Here is a 23,121-nt window from a genome sequence, read left to right as displayed (position 1 = left end):
TCATCTATCAAGGAGAGCGCTGTAATGCCTCTGCGTCGAATTCTCGTAGCCTTCGTTCTGCTGTGTGCCGCCGTAACCGCCCAGGCCGATGGCGTAGGCGATCTTGAAGCGTTCTATAACAACGTCGACAGCCTGTCCGCACAGTTCGAACAAGAACAGAAAGACGACAGCGGACAAACGCTGCAACAGGCCAGCGGAACGTTTCTGCTGTCGCGCCCGGATCGCTTCCGCTGGGAATATACGGCGCCTTATCAGCAGGTGATCGTCAGCGATGGCGAAACCTTTCGCTTCTACGACGTTGATCTTGCCCAGGTGACCATCCGCAGTATCGATGCCACGTTGCAGGCCACGCCCGCGCTGTTGTTGACTGGCGGTGCGGCGCTCGAAGATGCCTTCAATATCGTATCGGCGGGCCGACGCGACGGCATGAGCTGGGTGCGCTTGACGCCGCGCGCAGACGATACCGATTTTCAGGAAGTCCGCCTCGGTCTGAAGGATCAGGTCCCGAGTGTGATGGAACTCGACGACAACCTGGGCCAGACCACGCATATCCGTTTCAGCGATATCGAGCTCAATCCGACACTCGATGAGTCCCGTTTCACGCTCGATATCCCCGACGATGTCGAAGTGGTCGACGGCCGTGGCATGAACGGGCAGGGGCGGTAATGCCCATCGTGCGCGACGATTACGCGCTGGGCCGGCTCTGGCTTGCCCTTGGGCTGCTTGGGTGCGGCGTGTTGACCTATGCCTGTCTGATGCCGCAACCGCCGCAGCCGCAAATCGAGCATTTCGACAAGTTCGAGCATTTCGCCTCGTTTGCACTGCTGTCTGGTTGGTTCGCCAATCTGCTGGCACCGCGTTATGTGCGCGTAATCATCGTGATGATTCTGTTCGGCGCATTCATCGAAGTCGCACAGTCGTTCACGCCTTATCGGAGCGCGGACATGCGGGATCTGACGGCCGATGCCTTCGGGGTTCTGTCGGGTGTCGCGCTCGCGCGCTTTGGGGCAATGCGCTGGCTGGGTTATCTTGACGCCCGTGTCGCAGCAAAAACAGATCAACCTCGATAGCCCCGTAACCAGCGCCGGTCGGCCACTGGCCGATCGTATGCGCCCGGCGCGTCTGGCCGATTATGTGGGCCAGACGCATATTCTCGGCCCGGACAAACCGTTGGCACGGGCGCTTGCGGCCGGCCGTATTCATTCGATGATCCTGTGGGGCCCGCCCGGTACCGGCAAAACCACGCTCGCGCGTCTGCTCGCCGCCGAGGTGGATATTCGTTTCGTGCAGATTTCCGCGGTGATGGCCGGCGTAAAGGATATTCGCGCCGCGGTGGCCGAAGCGCGCACCGCGCGCGAAGCCGAAGGCCGCGGTACGTTGTTGTTCGTGGATGAAGTGCACCGCTTCAACAAGGCGCAGCAGGATGGCCTTTTGCCTTATGTCGAAGACGGCACCGTCGTGCTTGTCGGCGCGACTACGGAAAATCCGTCGTTCGAAGTCAATAACGCGCTGCTTTCACGTACGCGTACCTATGTGCTGCGCGCGCTTGAGCCGGTGGTTGTTCGTGAACTGATCGATCGTGCACTTGATGACAGCGAGCATGGGCTGGGTGCGCGTGAACTGGATATGTCGGCCGAACTGCGCGACCAGCTCGCCGCGCGTGCCGATGGCGATGCGCGGCGCGCGTTGAACCTGCTCGAGCTCGCGGCGGATATCGCGGCGGGACGCGACGACGGCCGGGGCGAAATCACCCAGGCCGATCTCGACGAAGTACTGCGCGAGGGCCTGCGCCGCTTCGACAAGGGCGGCGATTATTTCTACGACCAGATGTCGGCGTTGCATAAAAGCGTGCGTGGCAGCGATCCCGATGCCACGCTCTACTGGCTTTCGCGCATGCTCGAAGCCGGCTGCGACCCGCGCTATGTGGCCCGCCGTGTCACGCGCATGGCCAGCGAAGATATCGGCAATGCAGACCCGCGTGCGCTGCGACTTACGCTGGATGCCTGGGACACCTACGAACGCTTGGGTTCACCGGAAGGCGAGCTGGCGATTGCGCAGGCGGCGGTCTATCTCGCCTGTGCGCCGAAATCGAACGCCGTCTATATGGCGTTCAACGCCGCCTGGCGAGACGCACGCGAACGGGGCACGCTGGAAGTCCCCATGCATATTCGCAATGCGCCGACAAAACTGATGAAAGACCTCGGCTATGCCGACGGCTATCGCTACGCGCATAATGAGACGGAAGGTTATGCCGCCGGCGATAGCTATCTGCCGGAGGAGCTTGCCGGCACGCGCTACTACGAGCCGGTGGCACGTGGGCTGGAAATAAAAATCGGCGAGAAACTGGCGCGTTTGCGCGAGCGCGACGTGCAGGCACGCGACCCGCGTGTAAGCCGGAGTCATCCGCAGGGCGCGCCCGGTAAACAGCGCGAATAGCCCAGCCGGCAGGCTGGGGTGTCACCGCAGGCGCCCCGGCGCAGTCTGGAAATAAACCCCGGCTTAGTACACAGGCGTATTCGCGCGTGGTTCGGCGCCGCGTTTCACCTGGCCGCTGATTACGGCAAGCGATAGGCGCTCGGAACCAGCCGAGGCGAAACGCGGTCTGCGTAACCGGTTACCGCAATACACCCGTCTAGCGGGTGTAGATGTCGTGTTCGATGATCTGCTCGGCCACATCCGCCAGGTCGGTGCCGACAATATCGGGTGTCTCACCGACCGGGTTCATGACTTCGCCATTGCGTGCGACAAACGCACCCGCGCAGCCGGCCCGTATCGCGCCGGTGATATCCCAGTCGTGAGCGGCGATCAGGCGCAGCGAGAACAGATCGCAATCGAGTGCGTTCGCCGCCACCGTGTAGGCGGTCGGATGCGGCTTGTACTTGCGGGCATGATCCACCGAAAGCACATGATCGAACAGCGGCGTGAGGCGGGCGTTCGCGAACTGATGGTCGACCGTCTTCTGCGCAGAGTTGGTTAGCGCAACCAAGCGAAAGCCGTGTTCGCGCAGCAGCGCCAGCGCGTCGCCGACTTCTGGATGGGGCGCAAGCGTACCGATGGTTTCGAAAATCCGGCTCTTGTCGGCGCTCGATATTTTGCCGTCCTCTGCCAGAGCATCGAGACAGGCGTCGGCGAGCTGGCTGAAATCGCGATATTCGCCGGTGAGCGTTGTCACCGTGGACCAGTGCAGCAGGTTGGCAAACCAGCGTTGGCGTGCATTGGCGTTTCCAAACACGGCTTCAAAAACCGGGTCCAGTGGCGACAGGTCCAGCAGCGTTTCGTTGACATCGAAGACGAGATGACGGTGTGGCATGGTAATCGTGGTGCGAAAATCCGTGTTGTCGCAATGCTACGACCGCAAAGCCGATTTTGCGATATGGTTTCGCTGAAACATGGCCTGACAATGGATTCGGCGAAACGCTGTGTTTTCGGATGACCCGGTTTGCGCCCGTACTGGGTATCTTCTGAGCGTCGAGCGGTATGGTACGCAACACAATGATCCTCGATAGATCGTAGGTATGACCTCGATATGTCGTTTATGATCACCGCATCAATCGTCGCCGACCTGTGCTGGCTACGGCGGCCAACCCCCTAGAGGTGCGATGAAAGTCTTAATTGCAGATGACCATCCGTTGTTTCGTTCCGCGCTCAGTCAGGCGGTCAAGCAATGCCTGGATTCGCCGGTGCTGGAGACCGTGGGCTCCTTCGAGGAACTCAGTGACATCTTGAAACGCACCAGCGATCTGGATTTGCTGTTGCTGGACTTGAACATGCCCGGTGCGCGCGGCTATTCTGCGCTGGTTCATGCGCGCAGTGTGGCGCCGGCACTGCCGGTGATCGTGGTATCAGCCTACGAAGACGCCGGCGTCGCCCGCGCGGCACTGGATCACGGCGCGGCCGGATTCATTCCGAAATCGGCATCGCCCGAGACGATGGCGCATGCTATCGATACCGTGCTGGCGGGCGACCGCTGGGCGCCGGAAGCGGTCGATGAAGTCGCGAATAGCGATAACGAATTCACCGATAAGCTCGCGCTGCTCACGCCGCAACAGCAACGTGTACTGGTCATGCTCACCGATGGGCTGCTCAACAAGCAGATCGCGATCGACCTGGATATTTCCGAGGCAACGGTCAAGGCGCATATCACGGCCATTCTGCGCAAGTTGGGTGTACATACGCGCACCCAGGCGGTGATTGCCGCGCGCAGTCTGGAGATCGACTGGGCCAGCTATGGCCGAAGTTCACCCGGCGCACCAAGCAACAGCGAACACTGAGTAAACGAATCAACCCCGCGCAAGCGTGGCAAGCGTAGCGCGCAGCTTGGCGGGTTCGAGCGGCTTGTAGAGTACGGTCACGCCCATTTCGCGCGCGCGGTCGACAATCGTGCGATCGCGATTGGCTGTTATCAACAAGCAGCGCAGGTTGCGAACGCGCAGTAGTTGTGCCGCAAGTGCAAGCCCGTCCGGTGTATCGTCACCCAGGTCGAAATCCAGTACGGCGATCTGAATATCGAGATCGGCGACAATGGCGGCGGCATCGGTTGCCGGCGCGGTGATGCACTCGGCGTGCCAGCGTTCAAGTAAGCCGGTGAGCGCATCAAGCGATGCCTCGTCGTCGTCTACGCACAGAATCTGGCAGCCGGTGAGTGCCTGCGCCTCGTCCACCGGCGTGAGCACGCGGGATGTCTCGCTCGTTTCGTTTCCGGCGGCGACGCGTTCGACTTCCAGACAGAACAGCGTGCCGCGCCCGAGTTCCGAGCGCACCTCGATACGATGGCCGAGCAATCGTGCCATGCGATCGGCAAGCGATAGACCGAGACCCAGCCCGCGGTCGCCCGATACGCTCGTCGACGCGCCGCGTGAAAATTCGTCGAAGATCGTGCCCAGTTGTTCATCCGGGATGCCGGGACCGGTGTCCCACACCTGGATGCGCACCGAGTCGCGGCTACGCCGAACGCCCAGCAGCACGCGGCCATGCGGTGTGTAACGCACGGCATTGGAAAGAAAATTCTGCAGAATGCGGCGCAGGAGCGCGGGGTCGGATTTGACCCAGCAACTGGATGCCACGCTATGCAGTTCGAGATCGGCATCTTGGGCTAGCACCGAAAATTCGGCGGTCAGCGGTTGGAGTACCCGAGCGAGCGGAAACGAGGTCGGGCTGACGTCCCAGGCGCCGGCATCGATCTTGGAGATATCGAGCAGCGGTTCAAGCAGTGCCTGGGCGGCTTCCAGCGAGCTTTGAATATGGGTCAGTGCTTCGCTCTGATCGGCATGCCCGCGCTCACGCGCGGTCGCCGCGAACAGACGGGCGGCATTGAGTGGCTGGAGCAGGTCGTGGCTGGCTGCCGCGAGAAAGCGGGTCTTGCTCAGATTGGCTCGTTCGGCCTCGCGTCGGGCCTGCTGGGCCGCTTGTTGTGCCGCGGCACGTTGATCGTTTTCGCGCCGTAGGCCTTCGTTGGCGCGGCTGAGGGCTGCGGTGCGTTCGGCCACGCGCGCTTCGAGCTGTTCATTGGCCCGGGTGAGCGCGGCTTCGGTGCGTTTGAAGGCAGTGATGTCGTTGAACGTGGTGACGAAACCGCCGCCCGGCATGGGGCTGCCCGTCATCTGCAGAACGGTATCGTTGTGTCGGTGGCGTTCAAAGCGGTGGGCGCGGCCTTCGCGCATATGCGCCAGGCGCTTGCGGACATGTTCTTCGACCGGGCCCGGCCCGCATTCGCCGCGCATCGCATTGAACCGAATCAGATCGGCGACCGGGCGGCCGGTACGCACCAGTCCGGGCGGGTACTCGAACAACTCCAAATACCGTGTATTCCAGGCCACGAGGCGCAGGTCCTGGTCGATCACGGAAATGCCCTGATCGATATTTTCCAGCGCGGCCTGTAGCACGCTGCGATTAAACTGTACGGCGTCGGCGGTGCGATCGATCAGACGCACCATGTCTTCGATGGCCAGATCGCGCTGGCGCAGGCCGGATGCCAACATCAGCCGCGCCGAAGCACTGCCGACAACGCCGGCCAGACGGCGTTCGGCGAACTGCAGCAGATGGGCATCGACCAACTGATTCGACCGGATCTCGCGGTCGTGATTGCCCCCGTATTCGTTGAGCGCAGCATGCGCGGCTTGAACGCCGAGAAACCGTTGCAGCAACACTTCGAGCTCGCCGACGCGGATTGCGGGCTGGCGGGGTTCCACGCGCCGTCGTTGGGCGCGCTGCAGGCCGAGATCGACGAACGCAATGGCCTGAGCGCGCTCGATAAGGCTGGTCGAGCTATTCAGTGATACGCCGGTCATTACCACGATATCGACCAGAAGAATCCAGAACACGCCGTGGGTTAGCGTATCGCCGAAATCGTAGCCGAACAGCGCCTGGGGCGTGAGCCAGCTGATATGGAACGGGCCGGTACTCACCCAGCCGGCATCGAACCAGCCGACGGCGGCCAGGTTGGGCAGCACGAGCGTATACGCCCATACACCCAATCCTGCGGCGAGTCCCGCAACCACGCCGCGGCGGCCGATGGCGCGGATATAAAGCCCACCGATGAGTGGCGGCAAGAACAGCGCGACACCCGCGAACGACAACAGGCCGATCGAGGCCAGCGCTTCCGAATTGCCGAACAAGCGATAGCAACACCAGGCCAATACGAGGATCAGAACGATCAGGGCGCGGCGGATATGCAGCAGCGCGTTGCCGATATCGCGCCGGCCGATGAACCCCAGCCGCGGAATGCGCAAAACCAGTGGAACCACCACCTCATTACAGAGCATGGTGGCCAGCGTGACGGTTGCCATGATCACCATGCTGGTGCCCGCGGACACGCCGCCAATATAGGCAGCCAGCGCCACGCCGGGCGCGTCGACGGCCAGCGGTAGCGCGAGCACGAAGCGATCCGGATTGACCTGGCCGGGCTCGAACAGGACCAGGCCTGCCGCCGCCAGCGGGATGACGAACAGCGACATCAGCAACAGATATAGCGGGAAAAGCCAGCGCGCGGTGTTCAGGTCGCGCGTTTCGGTATTTTCCACCACGCCCACATGAAACTGTCGCGGCAGGCAGAGCGCGGCGCCGACGGCAAGAACGCATGTGGTGACGAAGCGCGCGTCCAGAAGCGGCGCGTCGAACAGTTGGTTGAACTTCTCGACTTCGCCGGCTTGCGCGAACAGATCGCCCAGACCGTTGAACATGCCGTAGACCACGAACAGCCCAACGAACAGGAACGCGGCAAGTTTGACCACCGACTCGAAGGCGATCGCGAGAATCAGGCCTTGATGCGATTCGCGTGGATTGACGTGACGGGTACCGAAAAAGATGGTGAATACCGCCATCAATACCGCCACATAAAGGCCGGTATCCACCCATGGCACGTGCGGCTTCGCGTCGACGTTCGCAGCCTGCGCGCCCTGCGAGAGCGTATAGAACGACATGGTCAGCGCCTTGAGCTGCAGCGCGATATAAGGCAACACCACGAACAGCGCGATCCCGGAGACGAGCGCGGCCAGCCCCTGCGACTTGCCGTAGCGCGCGGCAATGAAATCGGCGATCGACGTCGTGTTCTGCTGCTTGGCGATCAACAGCATCTTGCGCAGGACGGGCGAGAGCACGAGCAACGCAAACATCGGCCCGACGTAGATCGGCAGATAGGTCCAGCCGCGCGTCGCCGCGCTGCCGACGTTGCCGAAAAACGTCCACGAGGTGCAGTACACCGCCAGCGACAGCGCGTAGACGACCGGACGCGGGCCGGGGCGCTTGTGGGCACGTCCGCGGCGATCGCCGAAATGGGCGATCGCGAACAGGATCCCGATATAGACGATCGAACTGGTGACCAGTATCCAGGCGCTGATGATGGCGAAATCCCCCGCGGCCGTTTGCGGCCGTTTTGTTCGATGAATAAGGCGGCGCGATGTGCTCGGGCTGCAGGTTGCGCCTGTGGCCCATATAATGCCGCGCAAATCCAATGACGACGACGTTATGCTCGATCCCCGTCTGCTCCGCAACGATCCGCAGGCTGTCGCGGCAGCGCTGAAAAAGCGCGGCTTCGACTTCGATGCCGCGGCCTATGCCGATCTCGATGCGCGCCGCAAGACGCTGCAAACGCGTACCGAAGAACTGCAGGGCGAGCGTAACCGGCGATCCAAGGCCATCGGCAAGGCCAAGGCTGCGGGAGAGGATATCGAACCGCTCAAGGCCGAAGTGGGCGATCTCGGCGATCAGCTCGATGCCGCCAAAGCCGAGTTGGACACGATTCAAGACGAACAGGACGCCATTCGCGCAGGTCTGCCGAATCTCGTCGCCGACGACGTGCCGGTCGGCGAAAGCGAGGATGACAACGTCGAGACCCGGCGCTGGGGCGAACCGCGCGCGTTCGATTTCGACGTGCGCGATCATGTCGAAATCGGTGAAGTACTCAATGGGCTGGATGCGGCGACCGCGGCCAAGCTCACCGGCGCGCGTTTTACCGTGCTTCAGGGCGGCGTGGCGCGCCTGCATCGCGCGCTGATCGCGTACATGCTGGCCACCCATACGGCCAACGGCTATACCGAGCTGAACGTGCCGTATATCGTTAATTCGAAATCGCTTTATGGCACCGGCCAGTTGCCGAAGTTCGGCGAGGATCTGTTCCGTCTCGCCGAGCCCGACGATTACTACCTGATTCCGACCGCCGAAGTGCCGATGACGAACATCGTCGCTGATGAAATCGTCGATCATGATCGGCTGCCGCTGAAGTTCGTCACCCATTCGCCATGTTTTCGCGCGGAAGCCGGCGCGGCCGGGCGCGATGTGCGCGGCATGATCCGCCAGCATCAGTTCGAAAAAGTGGAAATGGTCAACGTGGTGGCGCCGAGCGAGTCGGCGGCTGCACTTGAGGCGCTGACGGCCAGCGCCGAATCCATCCTTCAGGGGCTGGAACTGCCGTATCGGGTGGTGACGCTATGCACCGGTGATATCGGCTTCGCCGCGGCCAAGACCTACGACCTGGAAGTCTGGCTGCCGAGCCAGAACACTTATCGCGAGATTTCGTCCTGCAGCAACTGCACCGATTTCCAGGCCCGGCGCATGGGCGCGCGTTATCGCGATCCGGAAACCGGCAAGCCGGTACTGCTGCATACGCTCAATGGTTCCGGCCTGGCCATCGGCCGCACGCTGGTAGCCGTACTGGAGAACTATCAGAACGCCGACGGCAGCGTGGATATTCCCACGGCATTGCAGCCATTCATGGGTGGTATCGAGCGTCTCGAGGCATAACGCCCGACTGAAGCCGTTTGCCCAGGACGAGCCCGGCGATCGCGCCTTCGGATTTTGCTGTGGATCGGGTGGCGACATGAGGTATGTGTCGCCGCCGTCCTACAATTCAGGCAGCTCGGCCCACAGTTTCTTGACCAGTGCGTCGTAGCGCGCGCCCGGATATTCGGCGAGGGCTTCATCGATGGTTGCGCTGGTCAGGTGCGGCGCGAAGATTTCGATGAATCGTCGCATATAGCCACGCAGAAACAGATTGTGCCGAAAGCCGATATGCGTGGTACTGGCCGCAAACAGGTGGCTGGCGTCCAGGCGCACGAGATCGGCATCGGCGACCGGGTCGTAGGCCATGTTCGCGATCACGCCTACGCCCAGCCCCAGTCGGACATAGGTCTTGATTACGTCGGCGTCGACGGCCGTGAGCACGACGTTGGGGGTGCGGCCCTCGGCCTCGAACGCTGCATCGAGATGCGAGCGGCCGGTAAAACCGAAGGTGTAGGTCACGATCGGCTGCTCGGCAAGTTTGGCCAGTTCCAGACGCGGCGTATCGGCCAGCGGGTGATCGCGCGGCACGAGCACGCAGCGATTCCAGTGATAGCAGGGCAGCATCACCAGTTCGTCGAAATGTTCGAGCGCTTCGGTGGCGATAGCGAAGTCGGCGTCGCCGGCCGCGGCCCAGCCGGCGATTTGGGGCGGCGCGCCCTGGTTGAGATGCAGAGACACCTCCGGGTATTCGCGCCGAAACGCGTCGACCACCGGCGGCAGCGCATAGCGTGCCTGGGTGTGAGTGGTGGCAACACATAGAGAGCCGCGATCCGCGTCGGCAAATTCGCTGGCCGTACGCGTAATGTTTTCGACCTCGGACAGAATACGACGCGTGGTTTCGAGAATGCGCGCGCCCGCCGGGGTGATTCGATCCAGATGTTTGCCGTTCCGCTCGAACACGAGTACGCCGAGTTCTTCTTCGAGCAGGCGAATCTGCTTGCTGACGCCGGGCTGCGAGGTATGCAGGGCTTCGGCGGCTGCGGTGATATTGAGCCGTCGCTTGGCGACTTCATTGATATAAACGAGTTGGCGCAGTTTCATGGCAAGAGATGACCGCTAACGTTATGCCGAATTCTTATTAAACCATGATTATATAGTTCTATCGGATTTGACGGCCACCTGCTAGCCTGCGCGCTTTCTTGCTTTGGTCCGAGAGTAGCGCAGGCGATGATTGCGTTCAGCTTAGCCGGGTTATTGGTCGGCGTTGCCGTCGGCGTGACCGGTGTCGGCGGCGGGTCGTTGATGACGCCGCTATTGATTCTCTTGTTCGGTTTTGCCCCATCCGCGGCGGTGGGCACCGATCTTTTGTATGCCGCCGGTACCAAAGGTTTCGGCACTTGGCTCCACGGTCGTCAGCAGACTGTCGATTGGTCGGTCGTGGGTTTGATGGCCAGCGGTAGTCTGCCTGCTGCGGTGCTCACCATATTCTGGCTGCACTACGTCGGACTCGATCCGTGGGTCGAGCACCTGATGACCATTACGCTATGCGTGGCAATCATCGCGACTGCCGTACTCACCCTTGTGCGTAAACGCATCATGGCGCGCCTCGGTGAGGAGAATATGGGTGAATCGGGCCTGCCGCCGCGTCTGTTGGCGGTGCGCTCACCAATCACCGTGATCGGTGGCGTCGTGCTGGGTGTGCTGGTCACGCTGTCGTCGGTCGGTGCGGGCGTACTGGGTACGACGCTGTTGTTGTTGCTGTATCCGCGCCGCGCAGCAATCCGGATTGTGGGTACGGACATCGCTCATGCCGTGCCCCTGACCCTGGTAGCAGGGGTCGGTCATTTGAGTCTGGGCACGACCGATCTGCCGGTGCTCGGTTTCCTGTTGCTGGGCTCGCTTCCCGGTATTTATCTGGGCACGCGCCTGGGGTCACGGTTGCCGGATGGACTGTTGCGACCGATCATATCCGTTCTGTTATTGGTAATCGGCGCAAGCATGCTCTTTGATAGCGTAATGTCGCTGATCCCGCCCGGTTGAGGGCCTGCCCAGAACTTCTGCCTTGTCGAAAAGCGTTTCCACTCTACCGATTTTTGTACGCCTTGCGTCACGCCCTGTACTGGTGGTGGGCGCAGGGGATGTGGCGACTCGGCGTATCGCGAGTCTGCTGGACGTTGATGCCGATGTATCGGTGGTCGCGCCTGACGCGACAGATTCCGTACATGAATGGGCCGAAGCCGGGCGACTACGGCTGAGCCAGCGCGCGTTCGAGGATACGGATCTGAACGGGCCGGTGCTCGCTTTCGCGTGCACTGGCGACGCTCAGGTCAACGCCATGGTGGCCGAGCTTGGCCGCAGCAAGGGTGTGCTTGTCCAGCGCGCCGATGATGCCGGCGCATCTGATTTCCTCGTGCCGGCCGTCGTGCGCCGCGACGCACTCCAGATCGCGATTTCCAGCGATGGCCAGGCGCCGACGCTTGCCCGTATCCTGCGTAGTCGACTCGATGCCTGGTTACCGCGTGCCTACGGCGACCTGGCGCGTCTGGCGGGCGATTTTCGCGATCAGGTCAAGGAGACGCTGCCGCGTCAGCATCGGGCCCGTTTCTGGCTGCGTGTTCTCGATGGGCCGATCGCCGAGAAAGTCTTTACCGGCCGGCTTGCCGAAGCGCGGCGGGACATGAAGCGGGCCTTGGCGGATGACCGGCCCGATGTGCCGGTTCGTGGAGAGGTCTATCTGGTCGGGGCAGGCCCCGGCGATCCGGATCTGCTGACGTCGCGCGCGTTACGGCTCATGCAGCGTGCTGATGTCGTGCTCTACGACAGCCTCATTCCGCGTGCGATCGTAGATCTTTCCAATCCACAGGCCGAACGTATTCACGTGGGCAAGCGTGCATCGCGCCATACCTTGCCGCAGGACGACATCAACGCATTGATGGTGCGGCTTGCGGGTGAGGGCAAACGGGTACTGCGTCTCAAAGGCGGGGACCCTTTCGTATTCGGCCGCGGTGGCGAGGAAATCGCCCAGCTTGCCGAGGCCGGAGTGGCTTTTCAGGTGGTGCCGGGTATCACCGCGGCCAGCGGTTGTGCCGCTTATGCGGGTATTCCGCTGACACATCGTGACTACGCGCAGTCGGTCACGTTTGTCACCGGCCATCTCAAGCAAGGCGAACTGGAATTGCCTTGGCCCCAGTTAGCGCGCACCGGTCAGACGGTCGTATTTTTCATGGCCGTCAAGAGCTTATCGGGTATTTGTGAAGCGCTGCGCGAACATGGGCTGGCAGAAAATTGGCCGGCGGCGCTGGTTATAGAAGGTACGACCATACGCCAGCAGTTACTGGTCGGCACACTCGCTGATTTGCCGGCGCGCGTTGCCCGCGAGACAATTGAAGGGCCTGCGCTTCTTATTGTCGGCGAAGTGGTACGGCTTAACGAAACGTTGGGGTGGTTTCGTCCGAACCCAGACACCAGTGACTCAGTATAAAAAAACCCGAAGCGAAAACTTCGCTTCGGGTTCTTGGGGCGGCTTTAAGCCCCGCGATTCAATCGCTTATGCGTTATTCTTCACCCATGAATACACCGAGCAGCTGAAGCAGGCTCAGGAACAGGTTGTAGATGGTCACGAACAACGTCACGGTCGCGGTGATGTAGTTCGTTTCGCCGCCGTGCACGATTTCGCCGGTCTGGTAGACGATCAGGCCCGACATCAATAGTACGAACAGCGCAGAAACCGCCATGGACAACGCCGGGATCGAGAACACCACGGCGATGATGCTCATCACGAAGGCAACGAGAATGCCCATGAACAGCATGCCGGCCCACTGATTGAAGCGCTTGCCCGATGCCAGCGCATAGGCCGACATACCGAGAAAGATCGTGCCCGTGCCGCCCAGCGCCAGCATGACAATCTCGGTACCGTTCGAGAAATTGTTGATATAGAGATTGAGAATCGGGCCGATGGTGTAACCCATAAACCCGGTCAGGGCGAAGACGCTGACCAGCCCCATGCCGCTGTTCTTGGTTTTTTCGACTGCGAACAGCAGACCGAAATAGCCGACCAGGGTGATGATGATGCCCGGGTGCGGGGCGTTGAGCGCCATGGCCGTGCCGGCAACGACTGCAGAAAACAGCAGCGTCAGCGACAACAACATGTAGGTATTGCGCAGTACGCTATTGGTGGCTAGCGCAGTCTGCGCGCGCGAAGTTCGAAGAGTGCGTTCCGCGTTCATTTATCGATCTCGGATTGAAGATGATTGAAAGACTATCACGCTTTATTCGCAAAGAAATCTTTGCCTGAACAATGCATATAAACCGTTTTCCAAAGCGTGCGTTACTACTGATACATAGACCGTTTCAGCGTGTAAACGTTCCCGCGCTTGTAAGGCTGTGCCTGCTGGCGGGCTGGGTATTTGCCAGTGCCGCGCCGGCGTCGCCTTCAGCATGGCCTGAAGAGTTGGGTTTGCCGTTTACCGCCAGTCGAGATATACGTCTTATCGACAACGACGGATTCGTGATCGGCTACGACATGGCGCGCGCGCAAGCGGCCTGGGTGGCTTATCGTGTCGTACCGGTTGCCGACTATGTCGAACATCGGCGTCCGCCGTTCGTTGCCGATCCACGGCTGGGCGAAGAACCCGATACCGGCATTTATGCCGGGCCCCGCTACGATCGGGGCCATCTTGCGCCCAACTACGCCATGAGTCAGCTGTATGGTGAACACGCGCAGCGGCAAAGCTTTTACTACACCAATATCGTGCCGCAACGCCCGCGTCTGAATCAGCTTGTCTGGCAACGGTTGGAAGAAATAGAGATAGACGACGTGGCCACGCACAATTCGCCGCTTTGGGTAATGCTGGGCCCGATTGCTGCCGATACTACCGATAAGCCGGCCGCGTTTTTTCGGATCTGGCTGGCGCGTTCCGAGGCCGGGGATTGGCAGGCGATGGCATTTATCGTGCCGCAGTCAGTACGTGGCGATGAAGCGTTGAGCCGTTTTCTCGTATCGATTGACCGGATCGAGGCCATGACCGGACTGGATTTTCTTCCAGCGTTAGCGCAATCGCGCCAGGCGCGGCTAGAACAGGGTGTAGCGCCCAGGCGTCGGTTCGGTCTGGCAAAACTCGCGTGCAGCCCGGCAAGGTATGCGGCACGCTGGCAGGGCCGCGACGGCGCTCGGCTCGATTTCGATCGATGCGCCACGCGTTGAATTCGGGATTTTGGGGCGCGCCGAGGCGTGACGTATATGAGTAAAGCAATCGATGCCTGACACCAAAAAATGGGTCGAAGAATCGACAGAGTTCTGGCGTCGCTTGTCGATCCGGCAAGGCTTGGTCGGATCGGTCGTATTCATTCTTCTACTGTTTGGTACGGCCTGCGCGGTGAGCTTTATCGCCTTCGAGAATGTGCGTTCTGCCCGCGTGCTCTCAGGCGATGTCACTTCCGCATTGATGCGTACCGCCGAACTCGAGGAGGCGGTTACGCGTAGTCAGAGTGCGCTTCGTGCTTATGCACTGTCTGGCGATGCGCGCTTCGTGGATACGATCGATCGCATGACGGGCCAGTATCAGACGGCGCTCGAGGCCCTCTATGAGTACAGTGCGCAATCGGCTAAGCAACGTCATCGACTAGACGAGATAAAGCGGCTTCAGCGCGAATGGCAATCGAGCGTAATATTGCCGGTCATAGAGGAAGTCAAAGAGGGCAATCTTCAGCAGGCGCGAGGCGACCTCACCGGAGGCGCGGGTACGAATTTGACTGACCCTTTGCGCAAGACCCTGGATCAGTTCCGTTTTCAGGTACAGAATGAACTTGATCGCAGCGTCGCGCTGATCAATTACCGCCAGGATCGCGCTCGATGGGTATTGCTTGGCGTGCTGTTATTCGGCCTGCTGACCGGTCTTTTTACCGTCCGTGCGGTTGTACGGCGTGTTACCCGGCCCCTGGGCGCGTTGGCCAGAATGACGACACGGCTGGCGCAAGGCGAACGCGACCTGCACGTGTATTTTCGCGAGCGTAACGACGAGATTGGGCAAGTCGCCAACGCGCTCGAGAAATTTCGGCAAATTATTCTCGAGCAGGATCGTCAGGCGTGGATTCGGGATCATCGAGCGCGGCTGACCGTTGCGCTGCAAAAATGCAAAACCGAGCAGGAAGTCGGCAAACGGCTGCTCGAAGAAATCGCGCCGCTATTCGGCGTGGGGTATGCGGCGTTGTTCACCCCGGTCGCCGGTGCCGATAACGAGGATACTTTCGCGTTGGTTGCGAGTTATGGCTATTGCCGCGATGTCGCCCAGACGTTCGAAGTCGGCGAAGGCCTTGTGGGGCAGGTGCTCGCCAACGGCAAGCAGATCGTGATGAACGATGTGCCGGCGAACTATCTGACCGTACGATCGGGATTGGGCGAGGTGGTGCCCAAGGTGCTAATGATTGCGCCCGCGAAAGCCGCCGGCAGTATTCTCGGCGTGCTGGAACTGGGCATGCTGCATGAGCCGTCCGAGGCCCAGCAGGGGCTTCTGGATACGCTCTTACCCAGCGTCGGTCTCGGGTTGCTGTCGTTGGCGCGCACCCGTCGTGCAGTGGAGCTTCTCGAACAAAGCCGCGCGCAGACCGAGGCGCTCAAGGAATCCGAGCAGCGTCTGCGTGATCGTCAGGAAGAACTCAAGAATGCGAACAGCGAATTGCGTATGCAGAGCGAAGAGCTCAATGCCCAGTCCGAAGAGCTGCGTGCTTCCGAGGAAGAGCTCAAAGTGCAGTCGGATGAGCTGCAGGCGACCAACGAAGAGCTCCGTCAGCGCCAGGAGTTGATGCGCAAGCAGCAGAAGGAACTGGCACGGCTGCATGCGGAGACCAAGCGGCGCGCCGAGGCGCTGGCCCAGACCAGCCAGTACAAGTCGGATTTTCTGGCGAACATGTCGCACGAGTTGCGTACGCCGCTCAACAGCTTGCTTATTCTTTCGCGCAGCTTGGCGGACAACACCTCGGGCCATCTCGACGAGGAGGAGTCGGAAGCTGCCGCCATTATCCACGAATCCGGCACGGGGCTGCTGAGCCTGATCAACGATATCCTCGACCTGTCGAAGATCGAGGCGGGCAAAATGGTGGTGACGCCGGAGCGCACGCCGGTCGACGGTATTGTGCGTCGCATCGAACGCGACTTTGCACATGTGGCACAGCGCAAGGGCATCGCATTCGAGGTGTATGTGGGCGTCGGCGTGCCGGACACGCTGGTCACCGACCCGGGCAAGCTCGACCAGGTCATTCGCAACCTGGTGAGCAATGCGATCAAGTTTACCGAGCAGGGCACGGTGCGCGTGGAAATTGCGGCGCCGGCCGCGGACACCGTATTTCGCACGAAAGACCTGGTCGCCGAGGAAGCGCTGGCAATCCATATCATCGACGACGGGATTGGCATTCCCAAGAATCGGCTCGAGCAGATTTTCCAGGCGTTCGAGCAGGTGGATGCCGGCACCAGCCGTACCTATGGCGGCACTGGGCTCGGTCTGTCGATCTCGCGTGAGCTAGCCCGTCTGCTGGGCGGCGAAATCAGTGTGGAGAGCGAACTGGGCGAGGGCAGCCGGTTTTCCATTTATGTGCGGCGCGTACTCGATACCGACATCGAGATCTCGCCAACGGTCAGCGACAAGGCGCAGACCCGCCGGATCGACGAGGGATCGACGTTACGCGCACAGCGGCCCTCCGAGGTTGACCGCCAGGACTCGAGCGGGCGTGCGCATGTGCTGATCATCGACGATGACATGGACTTTGCCCGTATCGTGGCCAAGGCTGCGGAGGAGCGAGGTTTCGACTGTAGTACCGCGTCGAACGGGGATCGTGGCCTGGATATGGTGCGCCAGCAGCTGCCCGATGCGATCGTGCTCGATCTCGGCCTGCCGGGTATGGACGGTTGGGCCGTACTCGATCGGCTTAAGGCCAACGAGCGTACGCGAAATATACCGGTACATATCGTATCGGCAGCAGACGACAACGGACGTTCAAAGCAGGCCGGTGCTGTCGGCTATCTGAGTAAGCCGGTATCCAAGGAGGATTTGGAAACGCTATTCGCGCGGGCGGAAGTACTGAGTGGACGCCAGGCACGCCGAGTCCTCGTGGTGGATGACGACCGCGGCGCGCATACGGCGATCAATCACCTGCTGCAAACGGAAAGTGTGGATATCACGGCTGTTGTCAGCGGCGCCGAGGCAATTCAGCGCCTTGACGCCGAGGGCTTCGACTGTGTGGTCCTGGATTTGAGTCTGCCCGATATCAGTGGCTTCGACCTGCTCGAACAAATCGCCGAGCGCGATGACGCGCCTCCGGTGGTGGTCTATTCGGCGCGTGAGCTTTCCGAAGAGGAAACACGCCGCTTGCGGGCCCATACCGACAGTATCGTGATCAAAGGCTCACGTGCGCAGGAACGCCTGCTCGACGAAGTGTCCCTGTTCTTTCATCAGCTAAGCGAGCGTAGCGACACGGCAGCGGCCAAAGCCGTCGACAGCGAGACCGCGGCACGAATGGTTGTTGCGCCGAATCTTGCGGGACAAACCGCGCTACTGGTCGACGACGACATGCGCAATACCTTCGCGCTTTCGCGGGCACTGCGCGAAAAGGGCTTGAAAGTCCTCATGGCCAGCGACGGGTTCAAGGCGCTCGACCAGCTTGCGGCGAATCCGCAGGTCACGATCGTGCTCATGGATATCATGATGCCTGGTATGGACGGCTACGAAACAATCCGGCGCATTCGTGCGCAGTCTGAATACGAAACGCTGCCCATCATTGCCTTGACGGCCAAAGCCATGACCGGCGACCGCGAAAAATGTATCGAGGCCGGCGCGACCGAGTACCTGCCCAAGCCATTGGATATCCAGGCATTGCTCAAGCTCATGGCGCGGTTGCTTTAAACGATGATCAAACCCAGGGATCCCGACGCGGAAGCAGCGCTCGAAGCAGACGATATTGCACTCGAAGTGTTCATTCATGCGCTCAAGCTGCGCCATGGTTATGACTTCTCTGAATACTCGCGGGCGTCGCTCAAGCGGCGTGCGCTCGAGCTGACCCGCAAGTTCGGCGTGGAACGCCTGGGCGATCTGATCCCCAGCACCCTCTACGAACCGGCGCTGGTACGCGAAATCGTGTCGCACCTTTCGGTTCCGGTGTCGTCGCTGTTTCGGGATCCGGAAGTCTTTCTGCGGCTGCGCGAAGAAGTGTTGCCCATGCTGGCCTCCTGGCCACGGATCAATATCTGGCTGGCCGGCTGTGCCTACGGGGAAGAGGTGTATTCGCTGGCAATCATGCTTGCTGAGGCGGGCCTGACCCAGCGCTCGCAGATCTATGCGACCGACTTCAACGATTACGCCCTGGAGCGTGCGGCCGAAGGCATTTTCAACCGCCAGAATCTGCCGGAATACCGCCGCAACTATATGGAATCCGGCGGCCAGGCTCGGCTGTCGGACTACTATCACGCCCGTTATGAACTCATGCGTATGCGGCGCGAGCTGCTCGAACGGGTGGTGTTCGCGCATCACAATCTCGTCACCGACGGCGTGTTTGCCGAAGCGCATCTAATCATGTGCCGCAATGTACTCATTTACTTCACACAACCGCTCAAGGATCGCGTACTGGAACTGTTCGCGGACAGTCTGGTGCGCGGGGGCTTTCTCGTACTTGGCAACAAGGAAGCGTTGAGCGCCACCTCGCCGGTAGCGGATCGGTTCGAACTGGTCAGCGCGACGGATCGGATCTATCGGCTCAAACGTGACGGCGTATGAGCGAGTCGGGCTACGCTGCGCTGGCGATCGGTGGCTCCGCGGGTAGCCTCGAAGTGCTTTGCGGAATACTCGAAGGGTTGGTTTCGCCCACGCGGCTGGCGGTGGTCGTATGTCTGCATACGGCCAGTCGGGAAATCGGCGAGCTATGTACCGTGCTATCGCGGCATTCAGCATTACCCGTCATCGAAGCGCAGGAAAGCGCCGCGGTCGCGCCCAATCAGGTGCATGTGGCCGGCGGCGGTTATCACCTGCTCGTCGAGCGCGCGGCGACGTTCGCGCTCTGTGCCGGACCACGTATCCAGTACGCACGGCCCAGTATCGATGTACTTTTCGAATCCATGGCCGATACTTATCGAAGGCGCCTGGCGGGTATGCTGCTATCCGGCGCCAATGGGGATGGCGCGGCTGGCCTCAGGGCCATTCATCGCCTCGGCGGGTTGACGATCGTACAGAGCCCGGAGACGGCCAGTGCGCCCGAAATGCCGCAGGCCGCTTTGAAACTTTTTGCACCCGACCGGCAGAATACGCCGGATCAACTTATAGACGCCGTGCGCGGCATTTCACGGCTAGCACGGTGAACCCTGATGTCGATCGTCGATAGTCCGTCCGAGCAAGGGCCTCCGCGCATATTGGTCGTTGACGATTTGTATGCCAACCGGTTGGCAATGCGGCGTGTGCTCGCGACGCTGCAGGTGGAAGTCGTCGAGGCCGAAAGCGGTAACGAGGCACTCGCTGCATGTATCGACGCCGAGTTCGCGCTGATTCTGCTGGACGTTCAAATGCCTGGTATGGACGGCATGGAAGTCGCGGAATTCCTGCATGGAGAAGAGTCGACGCAGCATACGCCGGTTATTTTCGTAACCGCCGGCGCGACCGACGATATGGACCGGCTCAAGGGTTACGACGTCGGCGCGGTCGACTACATCACCAAGCCGCTCAATCCATCGCTGCTGTCGGCCAAGGTGCGTAATTTCATTGAGCTCTACGAAAGCCGCCGCGCGCTCAAGAAAGCGCTAGCGGAGCTGGATGAGCGCAATACCCAGCTTGAACGCGAAATAGAAGAACGTCGGCGTGCCGAAGATCGTGCCCAGCAACTGGCAACGCACGATGCGCTGACGGGTTTGCCCAATCGGCTGCTGTTTCTTGATCGGTTGGCGACAAGCATGCAGCGGGCCAAACGCAACAGCACGATCTTCGCGCTCGGTTATATGGATCTCGATGGTTTCAAGCCGGTTAACGACGAGTTCGGCCACGGCATTGGCGATATTACCTTACAGACCATCGCGGACCGGTTGCGGGAGCACACGCGAAAAACCGATACGGTTGCACGCTTTGGGGGTGACGAATTCGCGCTGATCCTCGAAAGCGTCGACAGCGAAGAGACCTGTATCGGTATTTGCGAAGAACTGCGCGCCCGGCTGAGCGCCCCGATTTCACTACCCTGTGCGGGCGGCAGCAACGGCATCACCGTGGGGGTGAGTATTGGGCTGGCGTTCTATCCGGCAAACGGCGAAAACGCCGACCGGCTGATGCATAATGCCGATCGTGCGCTCTATAGCGTCAAGCACTCGGGCAAGGGCGCGGTCCATGTGTTCAACGCGGCCGACGACGACGGCGCGCATGTGCACGGCGCGCAGGTGCATGCCAAGATGCGCTAGCGCTGGTCGTCTGCTTGGGTGTCCGAGGGCGTATCGAACGTGGCTATATGCTCGCCGTCGCCATCGGCAAGTAGCTGGTCGACGCGTAATTCGGCGTGCTTGAGCGTTTGTTGACATTCACGCGCCAGGATCACGCCCCGCTCGAATTTTGCGAGCGCCTGTTCAAGCGATACATCGCCGCTTTCGAGTGCTTCGACCAGCCCTTCGAGTTCGGTGACCGAATCCTCGAAGGCGGCAAGACGGGGCTGGGTATCGGTCTCGGCCGAGGGCGCGCTTTTTTTCGCCATGACTGTGTTTGTGTCGCGTGAACAATAGGCCGGACAGTCTAGCGACAGAAGAGCGCGGCGTCAGTGCTGGGTACGGCTCTATTGCCAGCCCAGGCGCCTTGGCTTAACGTGCCGCGCATTCGCCGACAAGCGGTTTGTGCCATTCATGGCAATACAAACCGTGGCTATTTCAAGTAAGACGAGGGCTCATGGCCAGCCGCTACGACGCTGCCGATATCGAAGTACTGTCCGGACTGGACCCGGTACGCAAACGCCCGGGCATGTTCACGGATACGGCCCGGCCGAACCATCTGGCCCAGGAAGTCATCGACAACAGTGTCGATGAGGCGCTGGCGGGCCATGCCACTGAAATCGATGTGGTCCTGCACGCCGATGGCTCCTTGTCGGTCGCGGACAATGGTCGCGGCATGCCGGTCGATGTGCACCCCGAGCAGGGCGTGCCCGGCATCGAACTGATTCTCACGCGTCTTCACGCGGGCGGGAAATTCTCCAACAAGCAGTACCAGTTTTCCGGCGGGCTGCATGGCGTAGGCGTATCGGTCGTCAATGCGCTGTCGACTTCGCTGGTAGCGCAGGTCTGGCGCGGCGGTACGCATTACGAGATGCGTTTTACCGGCGGCGAACTGGAAAGCCCGCTCACCGAAATCGGCACCTGTGCCCAAAACAAGACCGGCACCAAGCTGCATTTCGACCCCGACCAGCAGTATTTCGATAGCCCGCGCTTCGCGACCGCGCGCTTGAAGCACCTGCTGCGGGCCAAGGCGGTGCTGTGCCCGAACCTCAAGGTGCACTTCGTCGACGAAGCCGCTGAAGAGGATATCGTCTGGCAGTACGCCGACGGCCTGGCTGATTACATGGCCGACGCGCTGCAGGATATCGAATGTGTGATCACGCCGGCTTTTACCGGCGCAGAAGACGGCGGCAGCCAGACCGTCGACTGGGCACTGACCTGGCTCGCGCCCGAGCAGCCGGGTGTCGACGGCGTGGCTGAAAGCTATGTGAACCTGATTCCTACGGCGTCGGGCGGCACCCACGTAAACGGCCTGCGCAGCGGTCTGACCGAAGCCGTGCGCGAGTTCTGCGAGTTTCGTAATCTGCTGCCGCGCGGCGTGAAGATCGCGCCGGAAGATGTGTGGTCCGGCTGTACCTATGTGCTGTCGGTCAAAATGAACGAACCGCAGTTCTCTGGCCAGACCAAGGAACGCTTGTCGTCACGCGATATCAGTGGCTTCGTGTCCAACGCGGTCAAGGACGCGTTTTCGCTCTGGCTGAACCGGCATGCGGAAACCGGCGAACTGCTGGCCGCCCAGATCATTGGCAATGCCCAGGCACGGGCGCGTAGCGCCAAGAAGGTCAAGCGCAAGAGGGTGACGGCCGGGCCGGCACTACCGGGCAAGCTCACCGACTGTGTGACCGACGATCCGTCGCGTTCCGAGCTGTTTCTGGTCGAGGGCGATTCGGCCGGCGGCAGTGCCAAACAGGCACGTGATCGTAATTTCCAGGCAGTGATGCCGCTGCGCGGCAAGATACTCAATTCCTGGGAGGTCGAGCCGGCCGATATCATGGCCTCGAACGAAATCCACGATATTTCGGTCGCCTTGGGCCTCGATCCGTCCAGCGACAATTTCGACCGTCTGCGCTACCACAAGATCTGCATCCTGGCCGACGCCGATTCAGACGGTCTGCATATTGCAACGCTTTTATGCGCGCTGTTCGTCAAGCATTTTCGCCCGCTCGTCGAGCACGGGCATGTGTTCGTGGCCATGCCGCCGCTGTTTCGTATCGATGCCGGCAAGGAAGTGTTCTATGCGCTCGATCGCGATGAGCGCGATGTGATCTTGCGCCGGCTCGAAAACGAAAAGAAAAAGCGCAAGGTCAGCGTCACGCGCTTCAAGGGTCTGGGCGAGATGAGTGCGCTGCAACTGCGTGAAACCACCATGGCGCCGGATACGCGTCGCCTCGTACAGCTATCGATCGACAAAGACGGCCTGCCGGATACCGAAGTCGACGAGCTCATGGATATGCTGCTGGCCAAAAAGCGTGCCTCGGATCGGCGCAGCTGGCTGGAAGCCAAGGGCCACGAGGCCGAAGTCTAGATACGTAGAAATTAAGCCGCGCAAGGCGATGAGGCCGACCGCTGAGCCAAAGAGCAGGCGGTGTAAGGCGCGGCTCATTCCGACTGGAACGCATTTAAAAGAT

18 protein-coding genes are annotated in these 23,121 nt (G+C 60.9%); 13 read left to right on the top strand and 5 right to left on the bottom strand.

Annotation, left to right across the window (positions count from 1 at the left end):
* Positions 1–24: 24 nt before the first annotated feature.
* From lolA to SSPSH_RS10305, 3 genes are read left to right on the top strand one after another with little or no spacing between them, the layout of a single operon-like run.
* Entirely contained in the window at positions 25–666 is a 642-nt protein-coding gene (lolA, locus tag SSPSH_RS10315; RefSeq protein ID WP_006912548.1) for an outer membrane lipoprotein periplasmic chaperone LolA, read from the top strand.
* A complete protein-coding gene (locus SSPSH_RS10310) occupies positions 666–1,070 on the top strand; it encodes a VanZ family protein (protein WP_006912547.1) in 405 nt (134 codons plus the stop codon). Before lolA ends, SSPSH_RS10310 begins: the two co-directional genes overlap by 1 nt.
* Positions 1,039–2,436 (top strand): replication-associated recombination protein A, encoded by a 1,398-nt coding sequence (locus SSPSH_RS10305; protein ID WP_006912546.1) that lies wholly within the window; start codon positions 1,039–1,041, stop codon positions 2,434–2,436. Before SSPSH_RS10310 ends, SSPSH_RS10305 begins: the two co-directional genes overlap by 32 nt.
* A gap of 196 nt (positions 2,437–2,632) precedes the next feature.
* On the opposite strand, the gene SSPSH_RS10300 is transcribed toward SSPSH_RS10305, so the two are convergent.
* Positions 2,633–3,310 (bottom strand): haloacid dehalogenase type II, encoded by a 678-nt coding sequence (locus tag SSPSH_RS10300; RefSeq protein ID WP_006912545.1) that lies wholly within the window; start codon positions 3,308–3,310, stop codon positions 2,633–2,635.
* Positions 3,311–3,599: 289 nt separating this feature from the next.
* On the opposite strand from SSPSH_RS10300, the gene SSPSH_RS10295 reads away from it, so the two are divergent.
* Positions 3,600–4,271 (top strand): response regulator transcription factor, encoded by a 672-nt coding sequence (locus tag SSPSH_RS10295; RefSeq protein WP_006912544.1) that lies wholly within the window; start codon positions 3,600–3,602, stop codon positions 4,269–4,271.
* Positions 4,272–4,280: 9 nt separating this feature from the next.
* Here SSPSH_RS10295 and SSPSH_RS10290 read toward each other — a convergent pair whose 3' ends face one another.
* Positions 4,281–7,943, bottom strand: a complete 3,663-nt coding sequence (locus SSPSH_RS10290; protein ID WP_152522788.1) for a PAS domain-containing hybrid sensor histidine kinase/response regulator — start codon at positions 7,941–7,943, stop codon at positions 4,281–4,283.
* Positions 7,944–7,962: 19 nt separating this feature from the next.
* Here SSPSH_RS10290 and serS point away from each other — a divergent pair, with 19 nt between their 5' ends.
* Positions 7,963–9,237 carry a serine--tRNA ligase gene (gene serS / locus SSPSH_RS10285; protein ID WP_021031675.1) on the top strand — a complete coding sequence of 425 codons (1,275 nt, stop codon included), beginning with the start codon at positions 7,963–7,965 and terminating at the stop codon, positions 9,235–9,237.
* Between the two features lie 99 nt (positions 9,238–9,336).
* Here the strand turns inward: serS and cysB are convergent, their stop codons facing one another.
* The gene (gene cysB / locus SSPSH_RS10280) at positions 9,337–10,317 is read right to left on the bottom strand and encodes an HTH-type transcriptional regulator CysB (protein WP_006912541.1); all 981 of its coding nucleotides are present in this window, start codon (positions 10,315–10,317) and stop codon (positions 9,337–9,339) included.
* 126 nt (positions 10,318–10,443) lie between these two features.
* Here cysB and SSPSH_RS10275 point away from each other — a divergent pair, with 126 nt between their 5' ends.
* Together SSPSH_RS10275 and cysG are read left to right on the top strand one after the other, a co-directional pair.
* Positions 10,444–11,256 carry a sulfite exporter TauE/SafE family protein gene (locus SSPSH_RS10275; RefSeq protein ID WP_006912539.1) on the top strand — a complete coding sequence of 271 codons (813 nt, stop codon included), beginning with the start codon at positions 10,444–10,446 and terminating at the stop codon, positions 11,254–11,256.
* A gap of 22 nt (positions 11,257–11,278) precedes the next feature.
* Positions 11,279–12,697 carry a siroheme synthase CysG gene (cysG, locus tag SSPSH_RS10270; protein WP_040607929.1) on the top strand — a complete coding sequence of 473 codons (1,419 nt, stop codon included), beginning with the start codon at positions 11,279–11,281 and terminating at the stop codon, positions 12,695–12,697.
* A 73-nt stretch (positions 12,698–12,770) separates the two neighbouring features.
* Here the strand turns inward: cysG and SSPSH_RS10265 are convergent, their stop codons facing one another.
* Positions 12,771–13,442, bottom strand: coding sequence for a Bax inhibitor-1/YccA family protein (locus SSPSH_RS10265; protein ID WP_006912537.1), 672 nt, complete (start codon positions 13,440–13,442; stop codon positions 12,771–12,773).
* A gap of 230 nt (positions 13,443–13,672) precedes the next feature.
* Between SSPSH_RS10265 and SSPSH_RS10260 the strand changes: the two genes are divergently transcribed.
* Genes SSPSH_RS10260 through SSPSH_RS10240 form a run of 5 tightly spaced genes read left to right on the top strand, consistent with a single transcriptional unit; the run spans position 13,673 to position 20,635 of the window.
* Positions 13,673–14,419: a DNA/RNA non-specific endonuclease gene (locus tag SSPSH_RS10260; RefSeq protein ID WP_161627828.1), complete on the top strand. Its 747-nt coding sequence runs from the start codon at positions 13,673–13,675 to the stop codon at positions 14,417–14,419.
* A 52-nt stretch (positions 14,420–14,471) separates the two neighbouring features.
* Entirely contained in the window at positions 14,472–18,110 is a 3,639-nt protein-coding gene (locus SSPSH_RS10255) for a response regulator (RefSeq protein WP_006912535.1), read from the top strand.
* A gap of 3 nt (positions 18,111–18,113) precedes the next feature.
* Positions 18,114–18,977 (top strand): CheR family methyltransferase, encoded by an 864-nt coding sequence (locus SSPSH_RS10250; RefSeq protein ID WP_006912534.1) that lies wholly within the window; start codon positions 18,114–18,116, stop codon positions 18,975–18,977.
* A complete protein-coding gene (locus SSPSH_RS10245; protein ID WP_006912533.1) occupies positions 18,974–19,555 on the top strand; it encodes a chemotaxis protein CheB in 582 nt (193 codons plus the stop codon). The genes SSPSH_RS10250 and SSPSH_RS10245 overlap by 4 nt, the downstream gene beginning before the upstream one ends.
* Before the next feature lie 6 nt (positions 19,556–19,561).
* Positions 19,562–20,635 carry a diguanylate cyclase domain-containing protein gene (locus tag SSPSH_RS10240; protein ID WP_006912532.1) on the top strand — a complete coding sequence of 358 codons (1,074 nt, stop codon included), beginning with the start codon at positions 19,562–19,564 and terminating at the stop codon, positions 20,633–20,635.
* On the opposite strand, the gene SSPSH_RS10235 is transcribed toward SSPSH_RS10240, so the two are convergent.
* Positions 20,632–20,922: an exodeoxyribonuclease VII small subunit gene (locus SSPSH_RS10235; protein ID WP_006912531.1), complete on the bottom strand. Its 291-nt coding sequence runs from the start codon at positions 20,920–20,922 to the stop codon at positions 20,632–20,634. The genes SSPSH_RS10240 and SSPSH_RS10235 overlap by 4 nt on opposite strands.
* A gap of 188 nt (positions 20,923–21,110) precedes the next feature.
* Here SSPSH_RS10235 and parE point away from each other — a divergent pair, with 188 nt between their 5' ends.
* Positions 21,111–23,018, top strand: coding sequence for a DNA topoisomerase IV subunit B (gene parE, locus SSPSH_RS10230; RefSeq protein WP_006912530.1), 1,908 nt, complete (start codon positions 21,111–21,113; stop codon positions 23,016–23,018).
* Positions 23,019–23,121 lie beyond the last annotated feature (103 nt).

Source organism: Salinisphaera shabanensis E1L3A (assembly GCF_000215955.2).
In the GTDB taxonomy this organism is placed as follows: domain Bacteria; phylum Pseudomonadota; class Gammaproteobacteria; order Nevskiales; family Salinisphaeraceae; genus Salinisphaera; species Salinisphaera shabanensis.
The sequence above is the reverse complement of the archived record's forward strand: the minus strand, read 5'-3'. Positions and strand labels throughout refer to the sequence as shown.